Below are 20,729 nucleotides of genomic sequence, written 5' to 3'. Positions count from 1 at the left end.
CGATCCGGCCTGAAGCGAGCGAGGACCACCCGGCGCTCTCTGATGAGCGTCCGGTAAGATGATGGAGCCCCGGGTCGCCCGGGCAGCGCTCCTCTCCGTTGTTGTCGCGGGAATGCTCTGGGCGGCGTTCGTCGTCGACCCGGCGTTCGACCTCCCTGCCGTGCTCATCCTCCTCGCGGTCGGCGTCGTCGCCGGGGTCTTCGGCGGCCTCATCGGGGTTGGGGGGTCGACGATCATGCTCCCGGTCATGTACTTCGCCCTCGGGTTCTCAGAGCCCGTCGCCATCGGGACCGGGCTCTTTGTGGTCATCTTCACCTCGCTCTCCGGTGCCCTCGGCCACCTGGTGCGGGGGAACCTCGACCGGGGGGTGGCGGTCTCGATCGCCACCGGAGGCCTTCTCGGCGTCCTCCTCGGTTCCTGGCTCTTCTCTTTCCTCGTCGACCAGACCCGCCTCCTCGGGCTCATTCTGGGGCTGGTCTTCCTCGCCCCGTCCATCGGGATGATCCGGGACGGGCTCCGGCCCGCCGCCCGACCGGAGCCGGAGTGCATCGGGGGCACGCCTCCCGGCCACCTCCTCTTCGGGGCCGGGGTCGGCGTTCTGACCGGGATCACCGGGCTCGGCGGCGGCTACGCCCTCGTCCCGGGGCTGCTCTACCTCTTCGGCGCCCCGGTCTGCGTCACGATGGGGACGTCGCTTGCGTCCATGATACCGATGGCGGTCGTCGGGGGCGGGATCAAACTCGTGGAGGGCTTCGTCGCCGTCGGGGCTGGGCTGATCCTCGCCGCCGGGTCGATCGCCGGCGCCCAGGTGGGGGCCGCGACGATCACGTGGTTCCGGCCGGCGACCCTGAAACTGGTCTTCGGCCTCTACTTCCTCTATGCCGCGATCCGCTTTGTCGCCGCATACTTTGGCTTTGGGGTCCCCTGAGACCGTTTGCATACGTACCTCCGGAGCGGGCTCCCGGGACCGGCCGTAGTCAAGGTTTTTAGCGGCCGACTGCCCATATCCTGGTACCGATACGCGGCAGGTCCCCGGAGATGGAGTGGAAGGACGTTATCCCGGTTCTTGCGGGCGGGCTCGTGATCCTGCTCGTCGCCCTCGTAGTGAAACCCGCCCTGCTCGGGGAGCCGATCGGCTCCGGCTCCCCCGGTGCGACATCGTTTTCGGCACCGCCCGTCTACGCCCCTCCCACGCCCTCGCCGACGGCGACGCCCTACCCGGAGGATGGCCCGGCCTATACCCGGACCTTCCGCTGGACGGCGATCGACGGCGGCGTCCGGACGACGGAGGTCCGTGTCCCGGAGGCGCTCTTCCTTGAGCGCCGGGAGACACCGCGCATCACCGACCGCCTCGCCTGGGGGCGCTACGCCCTTGCAGACGCAGATCGGCCGATCCTCGAGGACCTTGCCCGCCGGATCGCGCCCCCTGCCGCAAACCCGGAGGAGCAGTACTTCCGGCTGATGGACCTCGTCTTCTTCGTCCAGCAGATCCCCTACGTGCCCGACAACAGCACGGACTCTTACATCGAGGGGGTTCTCCCCCGGCATGCCCGGCAGGTCGCGGGCGGCGTTGAATACCAGAAATACCCCGTCGAGACGCTCGTCGACGGGAAGGGGGACTGTGAGGATGCGGCGATCCTGATGAGCGGGCTCCTCGACGCCCTCGGGTATGATACGGTGTTGCTGGAGTATCGGGGCGACTCGAATCACGGTATTGAGGGTCATATGGCCCTTGGCATCCGGATGGATGAGTTCAACCCCTACTACGCGAAGTACACGCCGAAGTACTTCGAGTATGGAGGGAAGCACTACTACTACATCGAGGGGACGGGTTACCTCACGGTCCCCTCGGGAAACAGGACATCCTGGGGGAAGCCGTTCCCCATCGGGGATGCCGACGGCACGAAGATGCAGGCTGTGATCTCCAGAACGCCGGAGATCATCCCCCTGCATCACATCCCCGCGCCGGCAGAGTACCGCATCCGCCCGGTCCGCCTGCCGGCGAGAGGAGTGTGAGACCGTGGACCTGAAGATCCCGAGCCTCCCGAAGGTCGCGATCGGCTGGAAGAAGGCGCTCATGGCCGTCGGGGTGGCGGCTCTCGTGGTGGCCGTCGCTCTCATCGGGTGGACGCTCTTTGTTGCCTACACCGAAGATCGACAGGTTGCGGCGTTCGGCAGCCACGTGGCGGCATCTGAGGCCGACCTCGCCCGGGTCTCCGGGCTGGTTTCTTCCCACCTGGGGTCCCGCCCGGACCGCCCGTCGGTCGCCGGGGCTGACGCCTCGATGCGGGAGTTTGCGGCCATCGCGGAGCACGGCAGGGCTGTCACGGCCTACCACCGGGGGATCATCGGGGCCGATGCGGTCCCCGAAGCGTATGCCGGGGCCCGGTCGGCCTACATCCGGGCGCTCGACCACCTGAACCGTGCATTCTCCCTCTGGTCGTCGGCCGCGGCCGCCTACAACGCGAACGCCTGCACCGCGGCAGAGGAGAACCTTGCCCGGGCGGATCAGGCATGGGGGGAGTATGCTCTCGCGATAGGGGACTACGACCGGGAACTCCGTGCCGCGGAGGAAGGGGGAGAGGCACCTCCTCTCTAGACGAGGTACTTCTCTGGGACCTGGATGGTGATGGTGAGTGATTTCAACGATCCCGAGCAGATGACAAAGTAATAATCGTTATATCCTTCCCGGATATCGTATGACCTCTCGACTTTTACGGAACCGTTCTCCGAGGAAACATTCGCTGAGAGCAGAAAGTCACCCCGGGTAAACCGGATCTCCTTGATCGCCCGGTTCGGGTCTACCGGGTCGCAGATCTCCATCTCAAGCCAGGCGGAGTCACCTATCGGCGTTGCGCTCATGTTGATGGCCCAGTAGGGGAAGGGGATGTGGTAGACCTCGGTGGCGAGAACGCCGGGGGGGTAGTCGATGGTTGCCTTTGCATACTCCACCATCCTTCCGGAGACCTGGAGGTCGTTTGGCTGCTTCGTCATCGTGATCGTGGGCGTCGGGGTCGGGAGGCGATAGGTCCCCGGGTCGACGAACCCCACGCTCTTTGGTGTCTTCTCCGCTCCCGCAGGCACGGCCGGGGTGGGCGCCGGCTGGCCTGCTCCCACCGCCTGGACCTCTGTCGGCGCCGGCGACGGGGAGACCGGCTGGATGGTTGCGGCATCTTCCGGCGCCGTGCAGCCTCCGGCAACGACGGTCGCGATAATGAGGATCAGGAGCAGGATAGGGCGCCCTCGCATACTGATCTCTTGATATGCGGCGCTATTAGTAGTTACTCATCCGTGCCGCCCCCGGAGGCGGCAAAAAAGGTGTGTTCCGGCGGGGGGCAGCTCACGTCCCCTCGTAGGCCTCCATCGCAAGGCCCGTGAACGCCTCGCCGGACTGCTCAAACGCCCTCTCTACCTCGGCGACGCCCGCCGGGTCGCCCAGTTTCAGCAGGGCCGCGGCGGTCAGGGCCCGGCAGCACTCGGACTGGCTGGTCCGGAGGGTGCCGACAAGCGGTTCGACCGCCCGGGGGTCGCCGATCTCGGCGAGCGCCCAGATAGCCGGGTTCTTGATATCGTCGTCCGCGACGAGCACGACCCCGATGAGCGGCTCCACCGCTTCAACCCCGGTCCGTGCGAGCGCCATCGCCACGGTCCAGCGTGCATCGCTGTCGACGGCGAGCAGGGTCTCCACCAGCGGCCCGATAGCCGGGGCCCCGATGGCCCCGAGAGCGCTGATCGCCTGCAGGCTGGTGTAGGTGTCGGCGTTGAGCATGACGTGCATCAGCTCCCGGACCCGCCCGGTCTCTGCCTCCTTTACCTCTCTCCTCTCGATGGTCTTCTGCATCTCCTCACCTCCTGGTACAGATGCGGAGTGATCCGGAGGTAAAATAAGCCTTTACGCATCAGAACCGCCGTGCGGTACTGCAAAACGGCAGTGCCGGGCATATCTTTATATGTCGGATCCTGGCCGGCGAGCGGTGTACCCTATCGGGCAGTCGCAACTCGAAGATGCTTCGCATCTTCTCACGCTCCTGCCGTTCCGGCAGTCGCGGCCGCCATCATCCCGATCACCCGGCCGCCTTCGGCCACAATCGGCGTCCCGAGGAGATCCACCGGGAACCTCGTGCCATCGTTCCGGAGGGCGGTCTGCTCACCGTGCCACGCTCCGCCGTCAAGGACCGCCCGGACGATCTCCCGGATCTCATCAGGGCGCTCCCAGAACCCTGAAAAGTCCGAGCCCTGCACCTCAACTGCGTCCGGGTAGCCCCAGAGGGCGAGGTACGCATCGTTCGCGTAGGTCACCGTCCCGTCCGGAGCAAGGAGGGCGATCGCCCGCCGGGTGGAGGCCAGCGCCCGGTCTTTGATGAGGAGCTCCTGCTCCCGCCGCCGCAGGTCGGCGATGTCCGCGATGAGGAGACGGTAGGCCCGCGCCTCCTCGGTGATGTCCTCACAGGTGAGATACTGTGTCCCGTCGGGGAGGGTGACGGCGCGGGAGAGGATCGCCTTCTTCGCCCCGTCCCGGTCCCGGATGGTGAACGTCCGGGGCCGGACCTGGCCCGGGACCGACTGATCGAGATCCGAGTTCCAGGCGTCGACGGCCTCCTGCCGGTAGGCCTCGTCGGGAAAGACCTGCCGGATCCATTCGGCGGATGTGGTTGCAGTGTCCGGCTCATAGCCGAAGATCTCGATGAACCGCCGGTTGACGTAGATGAACCGTCTGTCATCGTCGATGAGCGCGACCCCGAAAGGAGACGCATCGAGCATGCCCCGGAACCGCGCCTCGCTCAGCCGGAGCTGCTCGGCGGTCTCACGTCGGGCAAGCGCGATGGACGCCTGCCGGACGAACGACTCGACCGTCTCCCGGCTCTCGACCTCTCTTCCCGGAGGAAGGAAGATGCCTGTCATGCCGAAGAGACGATCCCGCCAGACCAGTCCCATGAAGCAGAACTTCACGATATCGAACCGTTCCAGGATAGCCTCACAGACCTCCTCAGGGATCGCCCGAAAGCAGAGGTCGTAGAACGACCACGAGGATGGTTCGGGGCGGAGGACGAACTCCTCGAGGCCGCGCAGCGAGAGGGGGGTCTGCTGAAAAGGGGCTTCGAGGGCGCGGGTGGCCGGGAAGGCCAGGTTGACAGGGTCCCTTCCCAGGAGTTCCGTGAGCCCCTCCCGGAATCCCTCACCCGCGACCGCCCGAATGGCGAACCGGTGTTCGGCCTCGCTGTAGGAGAGGATGTAAACATACACACCCGGCACGAGTTCCAGCAGCCGGTCGAGGATGTAGGTGTAGATATTCTCCACCGGCTGCAGGTCGACGAGGTCGATCGCGGTCCGGGCGAGGAGCGCCGTGTTCTGAAGATGTCGTTTCTGCTCGGTGATGTCCTCGAGGACGAGCGTGCACCCTTTCTCCCCGCCCTCGAACGTCGTCGGGATCGCTTGCATCTGGTAAAAGGACTCCCCGCCGCCGTCATGCCGGTGGCAGATATCGGTGATCACCTGCTCCCGCTCGAGCCCCTCGACGACGGCGAGCGCTTCCGGCGAGGAGACAACCGGAAGGGCCGCTTCCTGGAGGTTCTGGCCCACGAGTTCCTCTTTTGCACGCCCAAACCTTCTCAGGCACTGGTCGTTTGCCTGGACGATCGTGAGGTCGACGTCGAGGACCAGGATCAGGTTCTTCGTGAAACAGAGAAACGCCGAGAGAGGTACGCGTTGCGCGACGGAATACACCTTTGCGTTGCCGACGAGCCGTGCCTCGACCTGGCCCGCCACCTGCATCACCTCAAGGTGCTTTGAGACAGAGTTCCGGTTTGCCTTGAGGGCGTGCGCGATCTCGGTGATCGTCATGCCCCTGGGCCGGAACTTGAGGGTACGCAGGATCCTTCCCGGGGTATCCTGCTCCGGTTGCATATAACCACTGGCAGTTAACCCGATCATCTGGTAAATAAATCTTTCCCGCCGTGTCGGGACTGCAGCCCCGATGGACCAGGCGCCCCCTTCTGGCGATGAACGGTGGTGCTTCCGGGGGCGACCCGGCGGGCGTCGGCAGGCCCGATCGAGGTGTACGGATTTATGGAGGGAGGACGTATCCTGTACGAGAAGCCGGAGGACCGCCATCCATGGATAAGAACGAACTCGTCAGCATAACCCAGGGAGCGCTCGCTATCATGAACCCGACGACGCCGGAGAAGGTGCTCGCCGCAGGAAAGGCGGCCGGGCTCCGGGAGGGGTCCCGTGTCGTGGAGGCCGGGTGCGGGAACGGCACGATCCTTGGACTCTGGGGCCGCGAATACGGTATATCGGGCCTCGGTATCGAGACCCGTGAGGACGCCTGCACCCGGGCGGAGGAGACACTCCGTGAGGCGGGGCTTTCCGACCGGATCGCCGTCCGGTGCATGGACGCCCGCGACTATGTTCCCGGCGAGCCGTTCGACTGCGCCGCCTCGATCGGGGCGTCCCACATCCACGGCGGGTTTGCGGCGACGCTTGAATCCCTCCTCGGTCTCGTCCACGATGAGGGGACGATCGTCATCGGCGACCGTTGCTGGCGGTCCGACCGTACCCCGCCGGAGTTCGCCCGGGAATGGCCCGACGTCCTGACCGGCTACGAGATCCTCGGTCTCGCCCGCGAGGCCGGGCTCGACGTCGCCGCCGTCGTCCGGTCGAGTGCCGACGACTGGGACCGCTACGAGTCGGGGATCTGGCAGGCGGTCCTCTCCTGGCTCGCCGACCACCCCGACCACCCCGACCGCGACTTCATGACCGACTACCTCCGCCGCATCCAGGACGAGTACTTCGGCTACGGCCGGGAGTACATGGACTGGGCGATGTATGTCCTGGTGCCCGGGTTCTGGTGAGCGGGAAAAGAGAGGGGCCTCGGTTGCGCCCGACACCTCCTATGCATCGGTGCTCCGCGTGACGACGACGCGCCATTCGGCTCCATCGATGCCGGCAGTGTCCCAATTCGCCTCCTTCGTCACGTTCCGCGCCCAATCCGTATCCCAGAACGAGTACACGAGCGATCCGGAGGGCTCGGCGGCGATTCGGGAGAACGCCTCCTGGAGTTCCGGTGACTGGTATGCGGGGTCCGAGAAGAGGTTCTTCCCGATCTCTTCGGGCGTCGTGTCATAGATCACGACGCCGTCGGTCTGCATTACCCAGACGTCGTAGGGAGTGCTGTTCGTCAGGGGCGCGACCACCCGCTCGATGAGGGTGTCGGGGCGGTAGGCGATGCTCACGTAACCCAGGTAGTCCGGCCCGAATACCGGGTAACTCTGGGTGATCCCGGAGAACCCTTCCTCCAGATGGAAGACCTCGCTCGTGAGCGGCGCCTGCCCCCGGAGTACCCGCTCGGTCTGCGGCTGGGAGAGGAGGCTCGTGTTCACAAGCCCCGCGTAGTTCTCGGGCACGGCCATGGCGACGATGCCGTCTTTTGTCACCACCAGGGTCGACTCCGTGTGGGGGTGGTCCAGCATCGCCTGCCTGACCGCCTCTCTCCCGGCGGCGCTCGTAAGCCCGGCCTCGCCGAGGACCCGGGCGCTCTCGCCTGCCGAGGCTCTGACCGACACGAGTTCGCTGTTTATTCCGGTGACGGCCTCCTGGAGAACCGACTCCGCTCTCTCCTCCGGAGGCGGCTGGTTCTCTCCCGTGCAGCCCGCCCCGCACACCGCGACGGCAACGACGAGTGCGACGATTATGAAAAGTATGCGCATAATCGGAGGTCTGCGGTCAGGATATTAAACCTGCTGGAATCGTATAGGGCCGTTTGGGAGAAGATCTCGATAGAGCACGTATCACCCCCCTCTGTCCCGGGGCCCGGTTCCCTGGCAGGTGTTTCCCTGGCAGGTGTGTATCCCCAACAAACCGCCATGCTCGATGATACGAGGCGGATGGCGCGTTTCTTCGAGCGTAAGCCCGGCGGCTGACGGCAAGGAACGATTCTTTTCGCGATACGCCACAAATACGTTGTTTATTTCTCCTTCCAGGGACCGGGCGCAAGAAATGTTCCGGAAACGCAGGGCCATTCTAAAGGCTTTCGGATAATTACGGCAAAACCACGGGCCTATCGACGATGCGAAATAGAATTGTATAAATATCGAGTGCATCATCTAATAGCTTGGGGAACTATTACCCCGGTGACATGAGAGAACTGTAGACGCGAGTAGGGCGCATCCCGGTGGGATGTGCTCGCACTCACTCGTCGCGTGCGGTGTTTGCCGCATACGGGCGGTCGGATGGGACTCCACCCTCCTGCACCACCCTCTGGCGCTGTCCTGTCCCTCTTCTTCGTCTGGATAGGTGCAACCTGACCTCCTCGTCCACGGACCTGAGGGGGATGCCCAGTTCTCGTGCAACCGCCGCGAGGTCATCGTACTCGGGCTTCTCTGCGATCAGGCGGCCGTCGACGGTCGAAGTCTTCACCCTGACGGGGTACTCCCTGCCGCCGAGGCTGACCGGCACCGTCTCCCTGTGCCGGTCCGCGACCACTTTCCGGAACTCGTGCACCCGTACCCCCAGGGTTCCGGTCTCCTCCATGAGAACCTGGACCAGGCGGTCTTCGCGTTCTGCCGGCGCCATCACCGAGACGACGCTGACCGGTCGATTCTTCTTCCCGGACGCCGGGGTGACGAAGACATCTACCGCACCCTCCGCGAAGAGGCGCTCGATCGCATACCCGATCACTTCACCGGGAACGTCGTCGAGGTTTGTCATGAGCATGACCATCCGGTCCTCCCCTCCGGGGAGGCTCTCTCCCTCCACCACCCGGAGGAAGCCGGATCGCTCCGGGGCTGCCCGGGTGCCATAACCCACTCGGGCGGGCACCATCGCCGGGTAGAGCGTCACGGCAGCCGCTGCAAGGTTGGCGAGCAGGGCTGCCCCGGTCGGCGTGGTCAGTTCTCTCTCGATGGGTGCGGAGGCGAACGGGAGGCGGTGCCGGGCGAGGATATCAAGCGTCGCCGGGGCGGGCCCGGGAATCTCTCCGAACTCTGTCGTGATGGTCCCGCCGCCGAGTGCCGGCGGGGTTGCAACGATCGTCCCCTCGAGGAGCCCAGCCCGGTCGAGGAGCAGCATCGTGCCGACGACCGAGAAGATCGTCTTCACCGGGGCGACGGTCTGTCCGGCGGCGACGAGGTCGCCTATGACGGCAAGCACCCGTGAACGGGCACCTTCAGAGAGGCCTGCTGCATCTGCGGCCACGGCAGCGGCATTCAGGATCTCGTTTGCGTCCTTTCCCCCCTCCTCCCCGACCTCGATCGCCAGAAAGGTCGCCGCGATCCCGCCTCCCTCTACACTCTCTGCCTCGTACCCGAACTCCCGGCAGAGATCGAGGCTCCGGATCGCGTCCGCGAGCGCGTCGAGCGCGTGGGGCTCACCGAGGAGGTCGATGAGGGATGCGAGGAGGGTCTCTCCCGCTATCCCTGCACACCTGGGGTCGATGACGAGGACCTTCATACTCCCCGCCAGATTCTCACTCTATGCCCTCGATCGGCTCGTTGAGGCTCGTATGAACCGTTCGCGCTAGTTCTGCGACCCGTACCGCTGCTTCCCGGGTACCGGCGATGGCGTTCGTCAGGTATGCCCCCTTCGCCGCCTGTTTCGCCGCTTCCTTCGGGTCGGTCCCGAGCGCGGCCGCGACCGCGGCCGGCACGGTGACGTTGAGGATGGTGTGCCCGCTGTACTGCAGCTCCTGGGTGAGGACGGCGCCGATGAAGATGGCGGTGCCCATGTCGGGGTCATCCCGTCCCTTTCCCTCGAGCGCGTACTCCGGGATCACCCGGGCGGTGAGGTTCTCGATCCGGTAGTCCTTGCCATCGATGGCGATATCGTAGGAGATCTTTGCGTCGAACCCCCAGAACTTCGCCGTGAACGGGTCGGTCCTCCGCGCCTGGGCTGCTATTTCTGTGAACCGGAACGCGATCTCTTTTCCGGTGAAGCCGGAGAGGACCGCGGAGCCCCGCTGCTCGACAGTGGCCCTCTTCTCCGCATCGAGGGCGCCGGCGGCCTCCTCAACCGACTTTCCCGCCTTGAGCATCTCGTAGGCTTTCACCGCCCGCCGATAGATCGCCCGGTCCCGCACCGCCTCGCTTGCCCGGATGCAGGCCTCCGTCACCGAGCCCCGGTTCACGACCTCCGCCTTCCGGACGATGGTGTTCAGGGCACAGAGGGCGAGCTCCGGGTCGATGAAGGACTGCATCTTGTAGTCCCGGATCGCCGCCGCGGTTGCCTCGACGTCGCCGCCGTTTGCCAGCAGCAGACGGAGCGCCGGCAGGATGTCGCCGGCGATGTGGCCGAGCGGGACGTTCACCGGCCCGCCGGAGAACCCGGCCCCGATGAGGGCGGCCTCCTGGAACCCGGCGAAGAGCTCGTTTGTGACCATCGACCCGATCACCGACGGCCCGCCGACATCCTTCAGGATCAGGCCGAAGTCGCCGACGATCCGGGCGGTGTCGTACTCCTCTCCGGTCCCCCGCATGTGAAGCTTCGCCGGGAGGTTCGCCGCCTCGACGGCCCCTTTTCCGGCGAGGTAGGCTGAGTCGACCTCGCCGAACTTCCCGAATTCCTCGCCGAGCATGGCGTCGGGATGGACGAGTTCCATCGTCACCGCCGACGCGATCAGGGCCGGCCAGAGGGGGTAGGGGGTTGTCCCGGCGCCCTCCATGCTCCGCATCATCGCCTCGGTCCCGACTTTCGCGGCGTTTCTGGCGAGCTCGGGGATGTTGTAGTCCTCACCGAGGGCGGCGTGACCCATGACACCTCCGCCAGCGACGAACGGCGGCAGGACCGCGCCGTCGAGCCGGGTCAGCTTCTTATCCATCAAAGCCTCGTAGATCGCCAGGTACGCGGGGAACGCCGGGACCCGGTGGGTGAACTTGTTCGTCGTCAGGGCAATTGCGCTCGTCCGGTCGCCGCCGGCATGCATCCGGGCGATGGCCCCGAGTTTCCGGTTCCCGAGCGGGACACCGGCGCGGGCGCAGCTCCCTGAGAAGTAGGCGAGCGTCGCGACGATCAGTGCTGCGTTCGCCGGCTCCGCCCCGCCCCGTTTCGCCTCATCCACCGCTTTCTGGATGATCGAATCGAGCGGCAGGTGGGGGGCCGAGGCATCGACCATCGTCATGCTCATCAGGTGCATCTCCGGTGCGCCGATGTTGCAGAAGATGTCCTCCGCAAGCGAGTTTGCCGCGGCAAACGCGGGGATGACGAGCGCCCCGTGCCCCCGGCTCGCTGCCTCCAGTTTGTCGACGGTCATGTAGTCAGGCTTGAACGTCACGGCATGCGCCGCGGCCAGCAATACCTTCTCTCGTTCGGTGTCCATGATTCGGTATCCTCCTAATGGTGAACTGAAAGGTTGATACATAAAAAGGTGGTGTTCGGGGCGAACGTGAGGATTTATCACCAATACAACGCCTGGAGGGCGACGACCTCGGCGCTGTCCTTCGCCTTTGCGTAGTCCTCGAGGGGATCGGCGTTCACCTCGAGGAAGCGCAACCCCCACCCGAACGCCGCGAGGATGTCGTGCGCCTGCTCCTTCTCGCCGAGGATGTAGAGCGTCGCGGCCATCGCCTCCACCGAGGTCAGGCGGAACGGCCGGCCGAAGTTCACCGGGTTTGCGGCGACAAGGTAGGGAAGCGCCCGGCGGTTGCGCCAGGAGGCGACGGCCCCGGTGTCGAGGACCTCCCAGGAGCAGTCGAGCGCCGTGATCGAGGGGAGGTGCCGGTCTGCGGGGGAGACCGCTTGCTCTGCGGTCGGGTCGAGGAGGAGGGTCGAGCGGGGGATCTTCGCGACGGCGGTGACGATCCTCACCATCCCCCGCCGTTCGAGTTTCTTCATCGTGCACTTCCGGGGGTCGCAGGTGTTGTCCCGATAGGCGTAGAGCGGTATCATCTGTCTTGTTATGGTACGCCGTCCAGGTACTATCAATGTACGTGCTCATCGCGCCCTGTATAGAGAACCCCGCGTACCGTGCCCGCGGAATAACGACCGATGAGGACCTGGACTACTTCCGTCGGGCAGTCGAGCGCTGCCGGCGCTTCTCGATCGAGATGGTCCCGCTCCCCTGCCCGGAGACGCTCCACCTCGGCGCCGACCGGGAACCGGGCTCGTTTGTCGAGCGGCTCGCGACCCCTGAGTTCGCCGCTCTGCTCGACCGGCTCGAGGAGGAGGTCCGCGCCGTTATCCGCGAGCGCGGCGAGGTGCCCCTTGCCGTCGTCGGGGTGGACTCCTCCCCGGCCTGCGGGGTGACGGCGACCTACCACTCGCCTGAAAAACAGCCGGGCCGGGGAGCGTTCCTCGCCCGGTTCCCGGATATCCCGGCGGTCGACGTAAAGGAGTTCGCCCGCTACCGGGTCTACCTCGCAGGCCCGCTCTTCACCGAAGCTGAGAGGACCTACAACCTCGTCCTCCGCGACCTCCTCGAAGCACACCTCTTCGAGGTCTACCTCCCCCAGGAGGTGGGGGATACAAGCCACACCCGGTGCCGGGAGGAGAACGGGACCATCTTTGCGCAGCATCTCCGGGCGCTCGAGGAGATCGATATCGTCGTCGCGGTCATCGACGGCGCCGATGCCGACTCCGGGACATCCTGGGAGATGGGGTTCGCCTATGCCCTCAACAAGAGTATCGTCGCGCTCCGCACCGACTTCCGGGCTGTCGGGCACCACGAACGGGTCAACCTGATGCTCGAGGAGTCCGCCGCGGTCGTCACGGCAAAAGAGGACCTTCCCGGGGTGCTCGGGTCGCTCCTCCCGGCATCAGGATGACGCCGGCCGCCTCTTCTCCATCGAGAGGACGTTCTTCTCGTTACGGCGGGCATAGGCCACGCTGTCCATCACCGTCCGGATGAAATGGACCCCGAGGCCCCCGATCGGCCGCTCTTCAACAGGGATGTCGAGTGCCGGCGGCGGGGCGGAGAGCGGGTCGAACGCGACGCCGTCGTCGGTGATGACCACCGAGACGGTCTCGTCGTCCACGGTGCAGGCGACCGTGATCGTCCCGGCCCCCCCGCCCGGATACCCGTAGAGGATGGTGTTGCTGCAGGCCTCGTCCACGGCGAGCTGGACCGCAAAGACCATCTCGTCGCCGCATTCGGTGAGTGTCTCGGCGAGAAAGTCGGCGATCGCCGCGAGCGCCGGGAGCTCCGCCCGCACGGTCAGTTCCGCCATCATGCCACCCGCAGGACGATGAGCGTCTGGTCGTCGAACTGCGGTTCATCGCCCGAGAACTCTCTGACCCCGTCACGGATCCGGTCGATGACCTCCCCGGAGGTGAGGGTGCGGCAGCCCATGACGGTCTCGATCAGCCTTCTTTCCCCGAACTGCTCCTCGTTCGCGTTGATCGCCTCGGTGACGCCGTCGGTGTAGCAGACGAGGAGGTCGCCGCTCCCGAGCGTGACGGTCTTCTCCCCGTACTCGGCCTCCGGCATGACCCCGAGGATGATCCCGGTCCCTTTCAGTTCCTCCGGGCGGCCGCCGCCCGCCCGGAAGAGGAGGGGCGGGTTATGCCCCGCGTTGACGTAAGTGAGCATCCTGGCTGCCGGGTCGACGACCCCGTAGAAGAGGGTGACGAACATCCCGGACTTGGCGTCCGCGGCGATGAGGGCGTTGGCCTCACCGACGGCCTCGCGGGCGCTCCGCGGCACCAGCGTGTTCGCCCGCATCACCGTCCGGGAGAGTGCCATGAAGAGCGCTGCAGGGACACCTTTCCCGGCGACGTCGGCGATGACCAGGGCGGTCCGTTCCCCCGGGAGCGGGATCGCGTCGTAGAAGTCGCCGCCTACCTCCTTTGCCGGGAGGGCGAGGGCGGCGAGGTCGAGACCCGGGACCTGCGGCAGGTCCTCGGGGAGGAAACTCATCTGGATGTCGTGCGCGATCCGGAGTTCGGCCTTCTTCCGCTCGAGTTCCGAGAGGAAGGAGTCCCGTTCCGCCTTCGTCTGCCGCTCGGAGATCAGGTTTGCAATGATGAACGCGAAGATGAAGACCCCGGTGGTGTTGGCGATGATCATCGGGAAGGTCACTCCCTCGACGATGGCGAGCGCCTGGTCGAACGGCCGGGCGATGAGGAGGGTGAGCCCCATGTGGAATGCCTCCATGCCGATGGCAAAGAGGACGGCACCCTGCATCCCGATGAACTTCTTTCCGGCAAAAAGGAAGATCAGCCCCCCGAAGAGGCCCGCGAGGATGGTTGCGGCCGTGCACGGGACTGCGGTGATTCCCCCGAGGAGGAGGCGGTAGACGCCCCCGATCAGGCCGGCGCCAATCCCCACCACCGGGCCGCAGGCGAGCCCTCCGACCATGGGCCCGAGGTCGCGGACGTTTGCCGGGGCGCCGAGGATCGTGATGCCGCTCTCGGTACCGTAGATGGAGAGCGCCCCGAAGAGGAGGATGAGGATAGCCTGGCCTTTCCAGGTGACGCGGCCCTCGAGCACCTCGTTAAACGATGCCGTCCGGGAGATCAGGTACGCGGCCACCACGATGACGCAGATCATCTGCAGGAGCACGAAGAACATGTCGTTGAAGCCGGAGAGCGCCATGCTGGTTACCTTCCGGGGTACCGTTCAGGGCCTCGCCGTGAACCCGTCGAGCGCCGCCGCTTCATCGGGGAAGATGGAGAAGATCCTGTGGAACCCTGCCATGGTGAAGACCTCGAGGATCTGCGGCTGTGCACAGGCTATCCTGAGCGCCCCGCCGTCTCGTTTCAACCGCTTCAGGGCGGCGAGCAGCACCCGGAGGCCGGAGCTGCTGATGTAGTCGAGGTCGCAGAGGTTGACGAGGAGGTTTCTTCCTCCGGCGTCGAGCAGGTGGTTTATCCGTTCTTCCGCCCTCTCCGAAGAACCTGCGTCGAGTCTCCCTTTCACGGCGATGATATCGACGGCGCCTGCCCTTCTCTCGAGGATCTCAAAGCGATCGCTCATTGAACGAGTTTTCAATCTAATGGGAGATAGATGTTGCTTTCCTGTCCCGGGATGCCTCAGCGGGCTCAGGAAAAAAGAGGGTATATTGTTGGGTGTGTGATAACCATGCGGTGTCTGCGGGAGATCCCGGGGCGGTTGTGCCACCCGCCCCGGTTCCCCCATCCACCGTGCCGGTATACGTTTAGAGAGGTGTGCTCTGTGGTGTTCTCCGGGGCAGTACCCCCGGCGAGGACGTTAGCATTGACGTGGATGCAATCAGCGTGGTGAATGTTCCGTTCACCCATCCCAGCCGATCTGGTGCCGGCCCGGACCATCTGTGCCTGTATGGCCCGGTCTGTCGGAGAACCCTTCCGACCCTGGGGGATCATGCGTTGATCGATATAGTATATATTTCTTTGGTCTAATGCCTTGCATTGTCGTGTGGCATTGCGTGTGGCATCATAGCATGCACCACGGCAAAACCCTATATCCTCCGGCGCCGAACTCTATTTGCACATGGATCCCACTACCGACGCACTCTCCCTCCTGCTCAGCACGCTAAAAGAGCATCCGCGGGGCATGTCGGTCTCCGATCTTGCTGCTGCCGTCGGGATCAACCGGAACACCGTCTCCCGGTACCTTGACATCCTCCTCGTCTCGGGCCGGGTGGAGATGGAGACCTACGGAAAGGCCAAGGTCTTCTACCTCTCGCAGAGGGTCCCGATCGCCGCCATGCTCAACTTCTCGTCGGATCTCGTGCTGGTGCTCGACCGCGAGCGCCGGATCGTCCAGGCGAACGATGCCGTCTGTGCGTTCGCGGGGAAGGAGCGCGACGCCGTCCTCGGGAACAGCATCGAGGAGTCGCCGCTCGCCGGGTTCGACCACCCTCTGATACGGGACCGGATCACCGGCGCCTTGAACGGCCGCGAGGTCTCAGAGGAACTCCGGTTCCTGCGGCACGACGAGGAACTTTTCTTCCGGATCAAATTCCTGCCCACCGTCTTTGACGACGGGGCGCCGGGCGTCACCATCATCCTTGAGGACATCACCGAGAGCCGCCGTGCGGAAGAGGCCCTGCGCGAGAGCGAGATGCTTTTCAGGAGCCTGGTCGAGAACATCAACGACCTGATTCTGAACGTCGACGAGACCTGCACGTTCACCTATGTCAGCCCCAAAAGCCGGGATATCCTCGGTTATTCGCCCGAGGAGATGCGGGGGAAGACGCCCTGCGACTTCATGGACCCGGATAAGGCCGAATCGGTCCGGGCAAAGTTCGCCGCCCTCTTCACCGCTCCGGAGCCGAAGGTCCTCTTTGAATGGACGATGCATCACCGGGACGGGAGCGCCGTCGTCCTCGACGTGAGCGGGACGCCGATCTACGACATGATCGGCGACTTCACCGGCTACCGGGTGGTCTGCCGTGACGTCACCGAACGGGTGCGCGCCACAAAGCGGGTGACCCAGTGGAAGTCGTTCCTCTACTCGGTGGTCAACAACGTCCCGAGCATGGTCTTCGTCCGGGAGGTTGAGGGGAACACGTTCGTCTTCGCCAACCGGGCCGCCGAGGCCTTCCTTGGTGTGACGCAGGAGGAGATGGCGGGAAAACGTGCCGACGACCTCTTCCCGCCGGAGATGGCGGCCTTCTTCGCCGACGGCGACCGGGAGATGGTGGAGCGTTCGGCCGCGCTTGAGAAGAAGGTCCACCTCCCGACGGGGGCGAGCATCTCCATGAAGAAGATCCCGGTCTTCAACTCCCGGGGCATACTCAGGTATATGCTCGGCATCGCCGAGGATATCACCGACCGCGCCGCCGCCGAGGACCTCCTGGTCGCCGAACGCGACCGGGCGCAGGGATACCTCGATGCGGCCGGCGTGATGATCGCGGTGATCGGGGCGGACGGCACCATCGATCTCGTCAACCGGAAGGGAAGCCAGATCCTGGGGTATGCTGGAGAGGACCTCGCCGGGAAGGACTGGTTTAGAACGGTCGTCCCGGAGCGGTTGCGCGAGCGGCTCACCCGGAACTTTCACCGTCTCGTGGCCGGAGAGATCGAGCCACCCTCCTTCGAGGAGAGCCCGGTCGTCACCCGGGACGGCCGGGAGCGCTCGGTCCTCTGGCACAACGCCCTCCTCCGGGATGCCGACGGGAAGGTCGTGGCGATGGTGAGCTCCGGCGAGGCGGTCGAGGAGTAGCCGGATCGCGGCGTTACAAAGAGCCCCGAAAGATCCGCCCATATCAACGGTTCTTCTCCCCTTCCTGCGGTTTCGCAGGTCATCTCTTAAATACGCCGCAGGGTACATAGAATACTGGTGACAACCTTGGTGGACATCATCTCCCTTGTCCTTATCGTTGTCGTGGTGCTGGTCGTCATCGGCATCGTGGCAATGGTAATCGGCATCTACAACCGGTTCTTCTCCCTCAAAAACTCCGCCGAAGCAACGGTCGGTCAGGTGAAGGTCGCGATGAAGAAGCGGCTGGATATGATCGAGCAGCTCCTCGGCGCGGTGAAGAGTTACGCGACCTTCGAGAAAGAGACGCTGACCGGCGTGACCGCGATGCGGGCCCGCATCGGCAGCGCCGGCCCGGGTGACCTGAACGAACTCGAACGCGAGTCCCGGTCGGTCCTCGGGCGGCTGCTCGCCGTCGCCGAGAACTATCCCGACCTCAAGACCTCGCAGACGGTGAAGGACCTGATGGGCGCGGTCAAAGGGGTCGAGGACGAGATCGCCCGGCACCGCTACACCTATAACAACATCGCCCAGCAGTACAACACCATGACCGACACGATTCCCTCGAACCTGATCGCCGGCGCCATGGGCTTTTCAAAGCTCGAGTACCTGGAGTTCGGCGAGGAGATCGAGCGGGTGCCAACGATAGCGTTCTGATAAGCCATGCGCGTGACTGAACGACAACAGATCATCATCCTTTTCGTCATCACCCTGCTCGTCGGGGTGCTGGCGGTCGCCGGAGCGGCCGCGCTCCCCGGCCTCTTCCAGGGAGACCTGGACGTCCAGCAGTACAACGCGGTCTTCTACGAGAACGGGACCCTGATCGAGAGTTATACCTACGACGTCCGTGCGGCGGGGGAGTACCGGATGCTCTTCCGCTACTGGGACGCGCCGCTCACCTTCACCGCCATCGACCAGCCGCACATCGAGTTCACCGGGATGACCGCCCCGCCCGGGACCATCGGCTACGTCAAGGACACGGGGGGTGAGGTCCGGACGGCCGCCGGGAATCCGACCCCCTCGGACGTCGGGACGATCGGGAGCCTTGCGTTCGAGAACGAGGTGGGCCTCTTCAACCCCGGCTACTTCGAGCCCGGCACCTACACGGTGGAGTACCGCTACCGGGTCCGGCCGCCGATCGAGTACGACGAGGAGTGGGCGCACCTGAATCTGAAGCTCGTGGACGAGCACGTCCCCTTCCGGGACGTCCGGATCACGCTCCCGTTCGCCGGTGATATCGAGGAGGTCTACACCCATCCCCCGACCCTCAACATCGAGCGGACGGCCGAGTCCGTCGTGATAACGGGGAGCGCATCCCAGAACGATGCGCTGAACGTCGAGATGATCCTCGACCCGGCGTTCACGGAGAGAGTCGGCGGCTTCCCGACGTACGTCCCGGACGTGCGGCAGCAGGCGGCCGACGCGAACCGCTGGCCCCCGATCCTCTATGGGGCGGCGGGGCTCCTCTACGGCCTTGCGACCCTTCTCGTCCTTGCGATGCCCTTCATCCTCCTCGGCGTCTACCTCCGCTACGGGAGGGAGAAGCCGTTCACGGTGCCCGAGTACCTGAGTTTCACGCCGAACGCCGCGCTCAAGCCCTGGCAGGTGAATCTCCTCTTCAAGGGCGACCCCCTCGAGTTCGACGACAACGGGTTCTACGCGACGGTCCTCGACCTCCACCGGCAGGGGAAGATTGTGGTCGCCGAGAAGCCGGAGGGCGAAGGGGTCACGGTCCGGATTGTCTCCGGGGAGTCGACCGACCCCTACGAGCAGCGGGTGCTCAACTTCCTCGCGAACGTCGCCGACGACCACGTCGTGGATACCGACGAACTCAACAGGTTCGCCGAGACCGCCCGGCGGAGTCCCGGCTACCAGCACCGGATCCTGCAGTACCAGCAGTCGCTTGCCGCCCTCTCCCGGGACGTGGACACCACACTCTCCCGGCAGTACGTCAAGGACGGCCGGGAGTTCGTCCTCCCGCTCCTCTTCCTCGGTGCCATCCCCTGCGGGCTTGCGATCCTCGCGTTCATCCTCGCACCGGGCGCGGCCTACCTCCTCATACCGGCCGCTGTCCTCTCCTTCATCGTCGCGGTCCAGGTCGGGATCGCGGCCCTCTTCCCTTCACCGCTCTTCGGGGTCTGGAAGGACGACCACTACAAGGAGAAACTCGAGTGGGACGCGTTCGCCTACTTCCTCTCGGATCTCGCGCTGATCCGGCAGTACTCCCCCGCCGACCTCTCGATGTGGGGCGAGTGGCTGGTCTACGGGACGGCGCTCGGCCTCGGCGATAAGGTCGAGCAGGCGATGAAGAACCTGAACATCAGCCTCCCGGACGTCGGGATGCCGCTCTACTCGAACATGCCGGTGATCTTTGCCCCGATCATCCTCTACTCTCCGCCATCAAGCGGTGGTTCCGGAGGGTTCGGGGGCGGCGGGTCCTTCGGCGGCGGTGGCGGGTTTGGCGGCGGCGGCGTCGGGGGACGTTAACATTTTTTTTCTGGCTGATATTCGGCCTTTTTTGGACGGATAACTCCGAATCCCTTCGTAGTTAAGGCAACCTACTTACCTCCGGCGGGAGAATGTATCGGTGTTGATACCTATGACGGGTGCATATCTGAACTATATGGTCATCGCCCTCACCCTTCTTTCGGCTGTCATCGCCTGCGGGTGCATGGCCGCCGGGGGAGAGGATGACCCGGCCGACCGCATCTCCGGGAACGGGACGATCACCTACGTCGACCTCGAGGGCGGGTTCTATGGTATAATCGCCGACGACGGGACGCGCTACCTCCCCGCCGACCTCCCGGAGGAGTACCGGAGCGACGGTCTCCGGGTCAGGTTCGTCGTCGATATCGCGAACGAGACGGCGACCATCCAGCAGTGGGGAACACCGGTCGCGATCAGGACGATCGAGCCCATCAACGGCGTCCGGCTTGTCTCCGGGAACGGGACGGTCACCTACATCGACCTTGAGGGCGGGTTCTACGGGATAATCGCCGACGACGACCGGCATTACCTCCCGCTCGGTCTCGATGAGGCCCGGCTGGTCGACGGCCTGAACGTGACCTTTGTTCTGGAGGTGCAGGAGGACGTCGCGACCATCCAGCAGTGGGGGACGCCGGTCAAGGTCCTCGCCATCGATACGGCGGGGAACGCAACCTTCGTCGCAACGACCGGGACGGTCACCTACATCGACCTTGAGGGTGGGTTCTACGGGATCGTCGCCGATGGCGGCGAGCACTACCTCCCCCTCAGGCTCGAAGAGCGCTACCGCGTCGACGGGATGCGGATCACCTTTGTCGGGGAGGAGAAGGAGGGTGTCATGACCATCCAGCAGTGGGGGACACCGGTCGAGATCATCGCCGTCCCGTGGGCCTGCTCCTCGTGCGGCGGAACCGTCGGCATGGCAGACCCGGCCGCGGTCTGGTGCACGGAGCAGGGCCACACCTACGAAACGCGGCAGAACCCCGACGGCAGCGAGTACGGCGTCTGCATCTTTGCCAACGGTACTGTAGTCGATGCGTGGGACTACTACCGGCAGACCCACTAACCTTTTTTCCGGCGGGCGCGGGCCCGGTGCAAAACGAGCTGCTTTTTCCCTCACGCGCCAAGAGAAGAG

19 protein-coding genes are annotated in these 20,729 nt (G+C 65.0%); 9 read left to right on the top strand and 10 right to left on the bottom strand.

The annotated features are described in order from the left end of the window. The first annotated feature begins 58 nt into the window (after positions 1 to 58). The 3 genes from V6K60_RS00715 to V6K60_RS00705 all read left to right on the top strand — a co-directional run bounded on the left by V6K60_RS00715 (position 59) and on the right by V6K60_RS00705 (position 2,599). The gene (locus V6K60_RS00715; RefSeq protein ID WP_332448589.1) at positions 59 to 928 is read left to right on the top strand and encodes a sulfite exporter TauE/SafE family protein; all 870 of its coding nucleotides are present in this window, start codon (positions 59 to 61) and stop codon (positions 926 to 928) included. A gap of 110 nt (positions 929 to 1,038) precedes the next feature. Further along, complete coding sequence (locus V6K60_RS00710) at positions 1,039 to 2,016, top strand: hypothetical protein (protein ID WP_332448588.1); 978 nt, start codon at positions 1,039 to 1,041, stop codon at positions 2,014 to 2,016. A gap of 4 nt (positions 2,017 to 2,020) precedes the next feature. Next, positions 2,021 to 2,599, top strand: coding sequence for a hypothetical protein (locus V6K60_RS00705; protein ID WP_332448587.1), 579 nt, complete (start codon positions 2,021 to 2,023; stop codon positions 2,597 to 2,599). Here V6K60_RS00705 and V6K60_RS00700 read toward each other — a convergent pair. The 3 genes from V6K60_RS00700 to V6K60_RS00690 all read right to left on the bottom strand — a co-directional run bounded on the left by V6K60_RS00700 (position 2,596) and on the right by V6K60_RS00690 (position 5,931). Beyond that, complete coding sequence (locus V6K60_RS00700; protein WP_332448586.1) at positions 2,596 to 3,249, bottom strand: hypothetical protein; 654 nt, start codon at positions 3,247 to 3,249, stop codon at positions 2,596 to 2,598. The two genes, V6K60_RS00705 and V6K60_RS00700, sit on opposite strands and share 4 nt — an antisense overlap. A 91-nt stretch (positions 3,250 to 3,340) precedes the next feature. Continuing rightward, complete coding sequence (locus V6K60_RS00695; RefSeq protein WP_332448585.1) at positions 3,341 to 3,841, bottom strand: HEAT repeat domain-containing protein; 501 nt, start codon at positions 3,839 to 3,841, stop codon at positions 3,341 to 3,343. A gap of 179 nt (positions 3,842 to 4,020) precedes the next feature. Further along, positions 4,021 to 5,931: a PAS domain-containing protein gene (locus V6K60_RS00690; RefSeq protein ID WP_332448584.1), complete on the bottom strand. Its 1,911-nt coding sequence runs from the start codon at positions 5,929 to 5,931 to the stop codon at positions 4,021 to 4,023. Positions 5,932 to 6,113: 182 nt separating this feature from the next. Between V6K60_RS00690 and V6K60_RS00685 the strand changes: the two genes are divergently transcribed. Then, positions 6,114 to 6,851 carry an SAM-dependent methyltransferase gene (locus tag V6K60_RS00685; RefSeq protein WP_332448583.1) on the top strand — a complete coding sequence of 246 codons (738 nt, stop codon included), beginning with the start codon at positions 6,114 to 6,116 and terminating at the stop codon, positions 6,849 to 6,851. 39 nt (positions 6,852 to 6,890) lie between these two features. Here the strand turns inward: V6K60_RS00685 and V6K60_RS00680 are convergent, their stop codons facing one another. The 4 genes from V6K60_RS00680 to V6K60_RS00665 form a co-directional block, all read right to left on the bottom strand. Continuing rightward, entirely contained in the window at positions 6,891 to 7,706 is an 816-nt protein-coding gene (locus V6K60_RS00680) for a cache domain-containing protein (RefSeq protein ID WP_332448582.1), read from the bottom strand. Positions 7,707 to 8,187: 481 nt separating this feature from the next. Beyond that, complete coding sequence (locus V6K60_RS00675) at positions 8,188 to 9,447, bottom strand: LarC family nickel insertion protein (protein WP_332448581.1); 1,260 nt, start codon at positions 9,445 to 9,447, stop codon at positions 8,188 to 8,190. Between the two features lie 16 nt (positions 9,448 to 9,463). Next, positions 9,464 to 11,308 carry a hypothetical protein gene (locus V6K60_RS00670; protein WP_332448580.1) on the bottom strand — a complete coding sequence of 615 codons (1,845 nt, stop codon included), beginning with the start codon at positions 11,306 to 11,308 and terminating at the stop codon, positions 9,464 to 9,466. Between the two features lie 77 nt (positions 11,309 to 11,385). Next, complete coding sequence (locus tag V6K60_RS00665; RefSeq protein WP_332448579.1) at positions 11,386 to 11,877, bottom strand: DUF367 family protein; 492 nt, start codon at positions 11,875 to 11,877, stop codon at positions 11,386 to 11,388. A 35-nt stretch (positions 11,878 to 11,912) separates the two neighbouring features. On the opposite strand from V6K60_RS00665, the gene V6K60_RS00660 reads away from it, so the two are divergent. Next, entirely contained in the window at positions 11,913 to 12,752 is an 840-nt protein-coding gene (locus V6K60_RS00660) for a nucleoside 2-deoxyribosyltransferase (protein ID WP_332448578.1), read from the top strand. Here V6K60_RS00660 and V6K60_RS00655 read toward each other — a convergent pair. The 3 genes from V6K60_RS00655 to V6K60_RS00645 are packed head-to-tail and all read right to left on the bottom strand — an operon-like array spanning position 12,744 to position 14,902. Beyond that, entirely contained in the window at positions 12,744 to 13,157 is a 414-nt protein-coding gene (locus tag V6K60_RS00655) for an ATP-binding protein (RefSeq protein ID WP_332448577.1), read from the bottom strand. The two genes, V6K60_RS00660 and V6K60_RS00655, sit on opposite strands and share 9 nt — an antisense overlap. Then, positions 13,154 to 14,521, bottom strand: a complete 1,368-nt coding sequence (locus tag V6K60_RS00650) for a PP2C family protein-serine/threonine phosphatase (RefSeq protein WP_332448576.1) — start codon at positions 14,519 to 14,521, stop codon at positions 13,154 to 13,156. Before V6K60_RS00650 ends, V6K60_RS00655 begins: the two co-directional genes overlap by 4 nt. Before the next feature lie 24 nt (positions 14,522 to 14,545). After that, a complete protein-coding gene (locus tag V6K60_RS00645; RefSeq protein ID WP_332448575.1) occupies positions 14,546 to 14,902 on the bottom strand; it encodes an STAS domain-containing protein in 357 nt (118 codons plus the stop codon). 495 nt (positions 14,903 to 15,397) lie between these two features. Between V6K60_RS00645 and V6K60_RS00640 the strand changes: the two genes are divergently transcribed. The 4 genes from V6K60_RS00640 (at position 15,398) to V6K60_RS00625 (ending at position 20,660) form a co-directional block, all read left to right on the top strand. Next, on the top strand, positions 15,398 to 17,074 hold the full coding sequence (locus V6K60_RS00640) for a PAS domain S-box protein (protein ID WP_332448574.1): 1,677 nt from the start codon (positions 15,398 to 15,400) through the stop codon (positions 17,072 to 17,074). Between the two features lie 114 nt (positions 17,075 to 17,188). Beyond that, the gene (locus V6K60_RS00635; protein ID WP_332448623.1) at positions 17,189 to 17,767 is read left to right on the top strand and encodes a LemA family protein; all 579 of its coding nucleotides are present in this window, start codon (positions 17,189 to 17,191) and stop codon (positions 17,765 to 17,767) included. A 6-nt stretch (positions 17,768 to 17,773) separates the two neighbouring features. After that, a complete protein-coding gene (locus V6K60_RS00630) occupies positions 17,774 to 19,597 on the top strand; it encodes a DUF2207 domain-containing protein (protein ID WP_332448573.1) in 1,824 nt (607 codons plus the stop codon). Between the two features lie 112 nt (positions 19,598 to 19,709). After that, positions 19,710 to 20,660 carry a putative hemolysin gene (locus tag V6K60_RS00625; protein ID WP_332448572.1) on the top strand — a complete coding sequence of 317 codons (951 nt, stop codon included), beginning with the start codon at positions 19,710 to 19,712 and terminating at the stop codon, positions 20,658 to 20,660. Positions 20,661 to 20,729 lie beyond the last annotated feature (69 nt).

Origin of the sequence: Methanoculleus sp., from assembly GCF_036677455.1 — an archaeon.
In the GTDB taxonomy this organism is placed as follows: Archaea; Halobacteriota; Methanomicrobia; order Methanomicrobiales; family Methanoculleaceae; genus Methanoculleus.
Note: the sequence above shows the minus strand (reverse complement) of the source record. Positions and strands in the feature narration are given on the sequence as shown.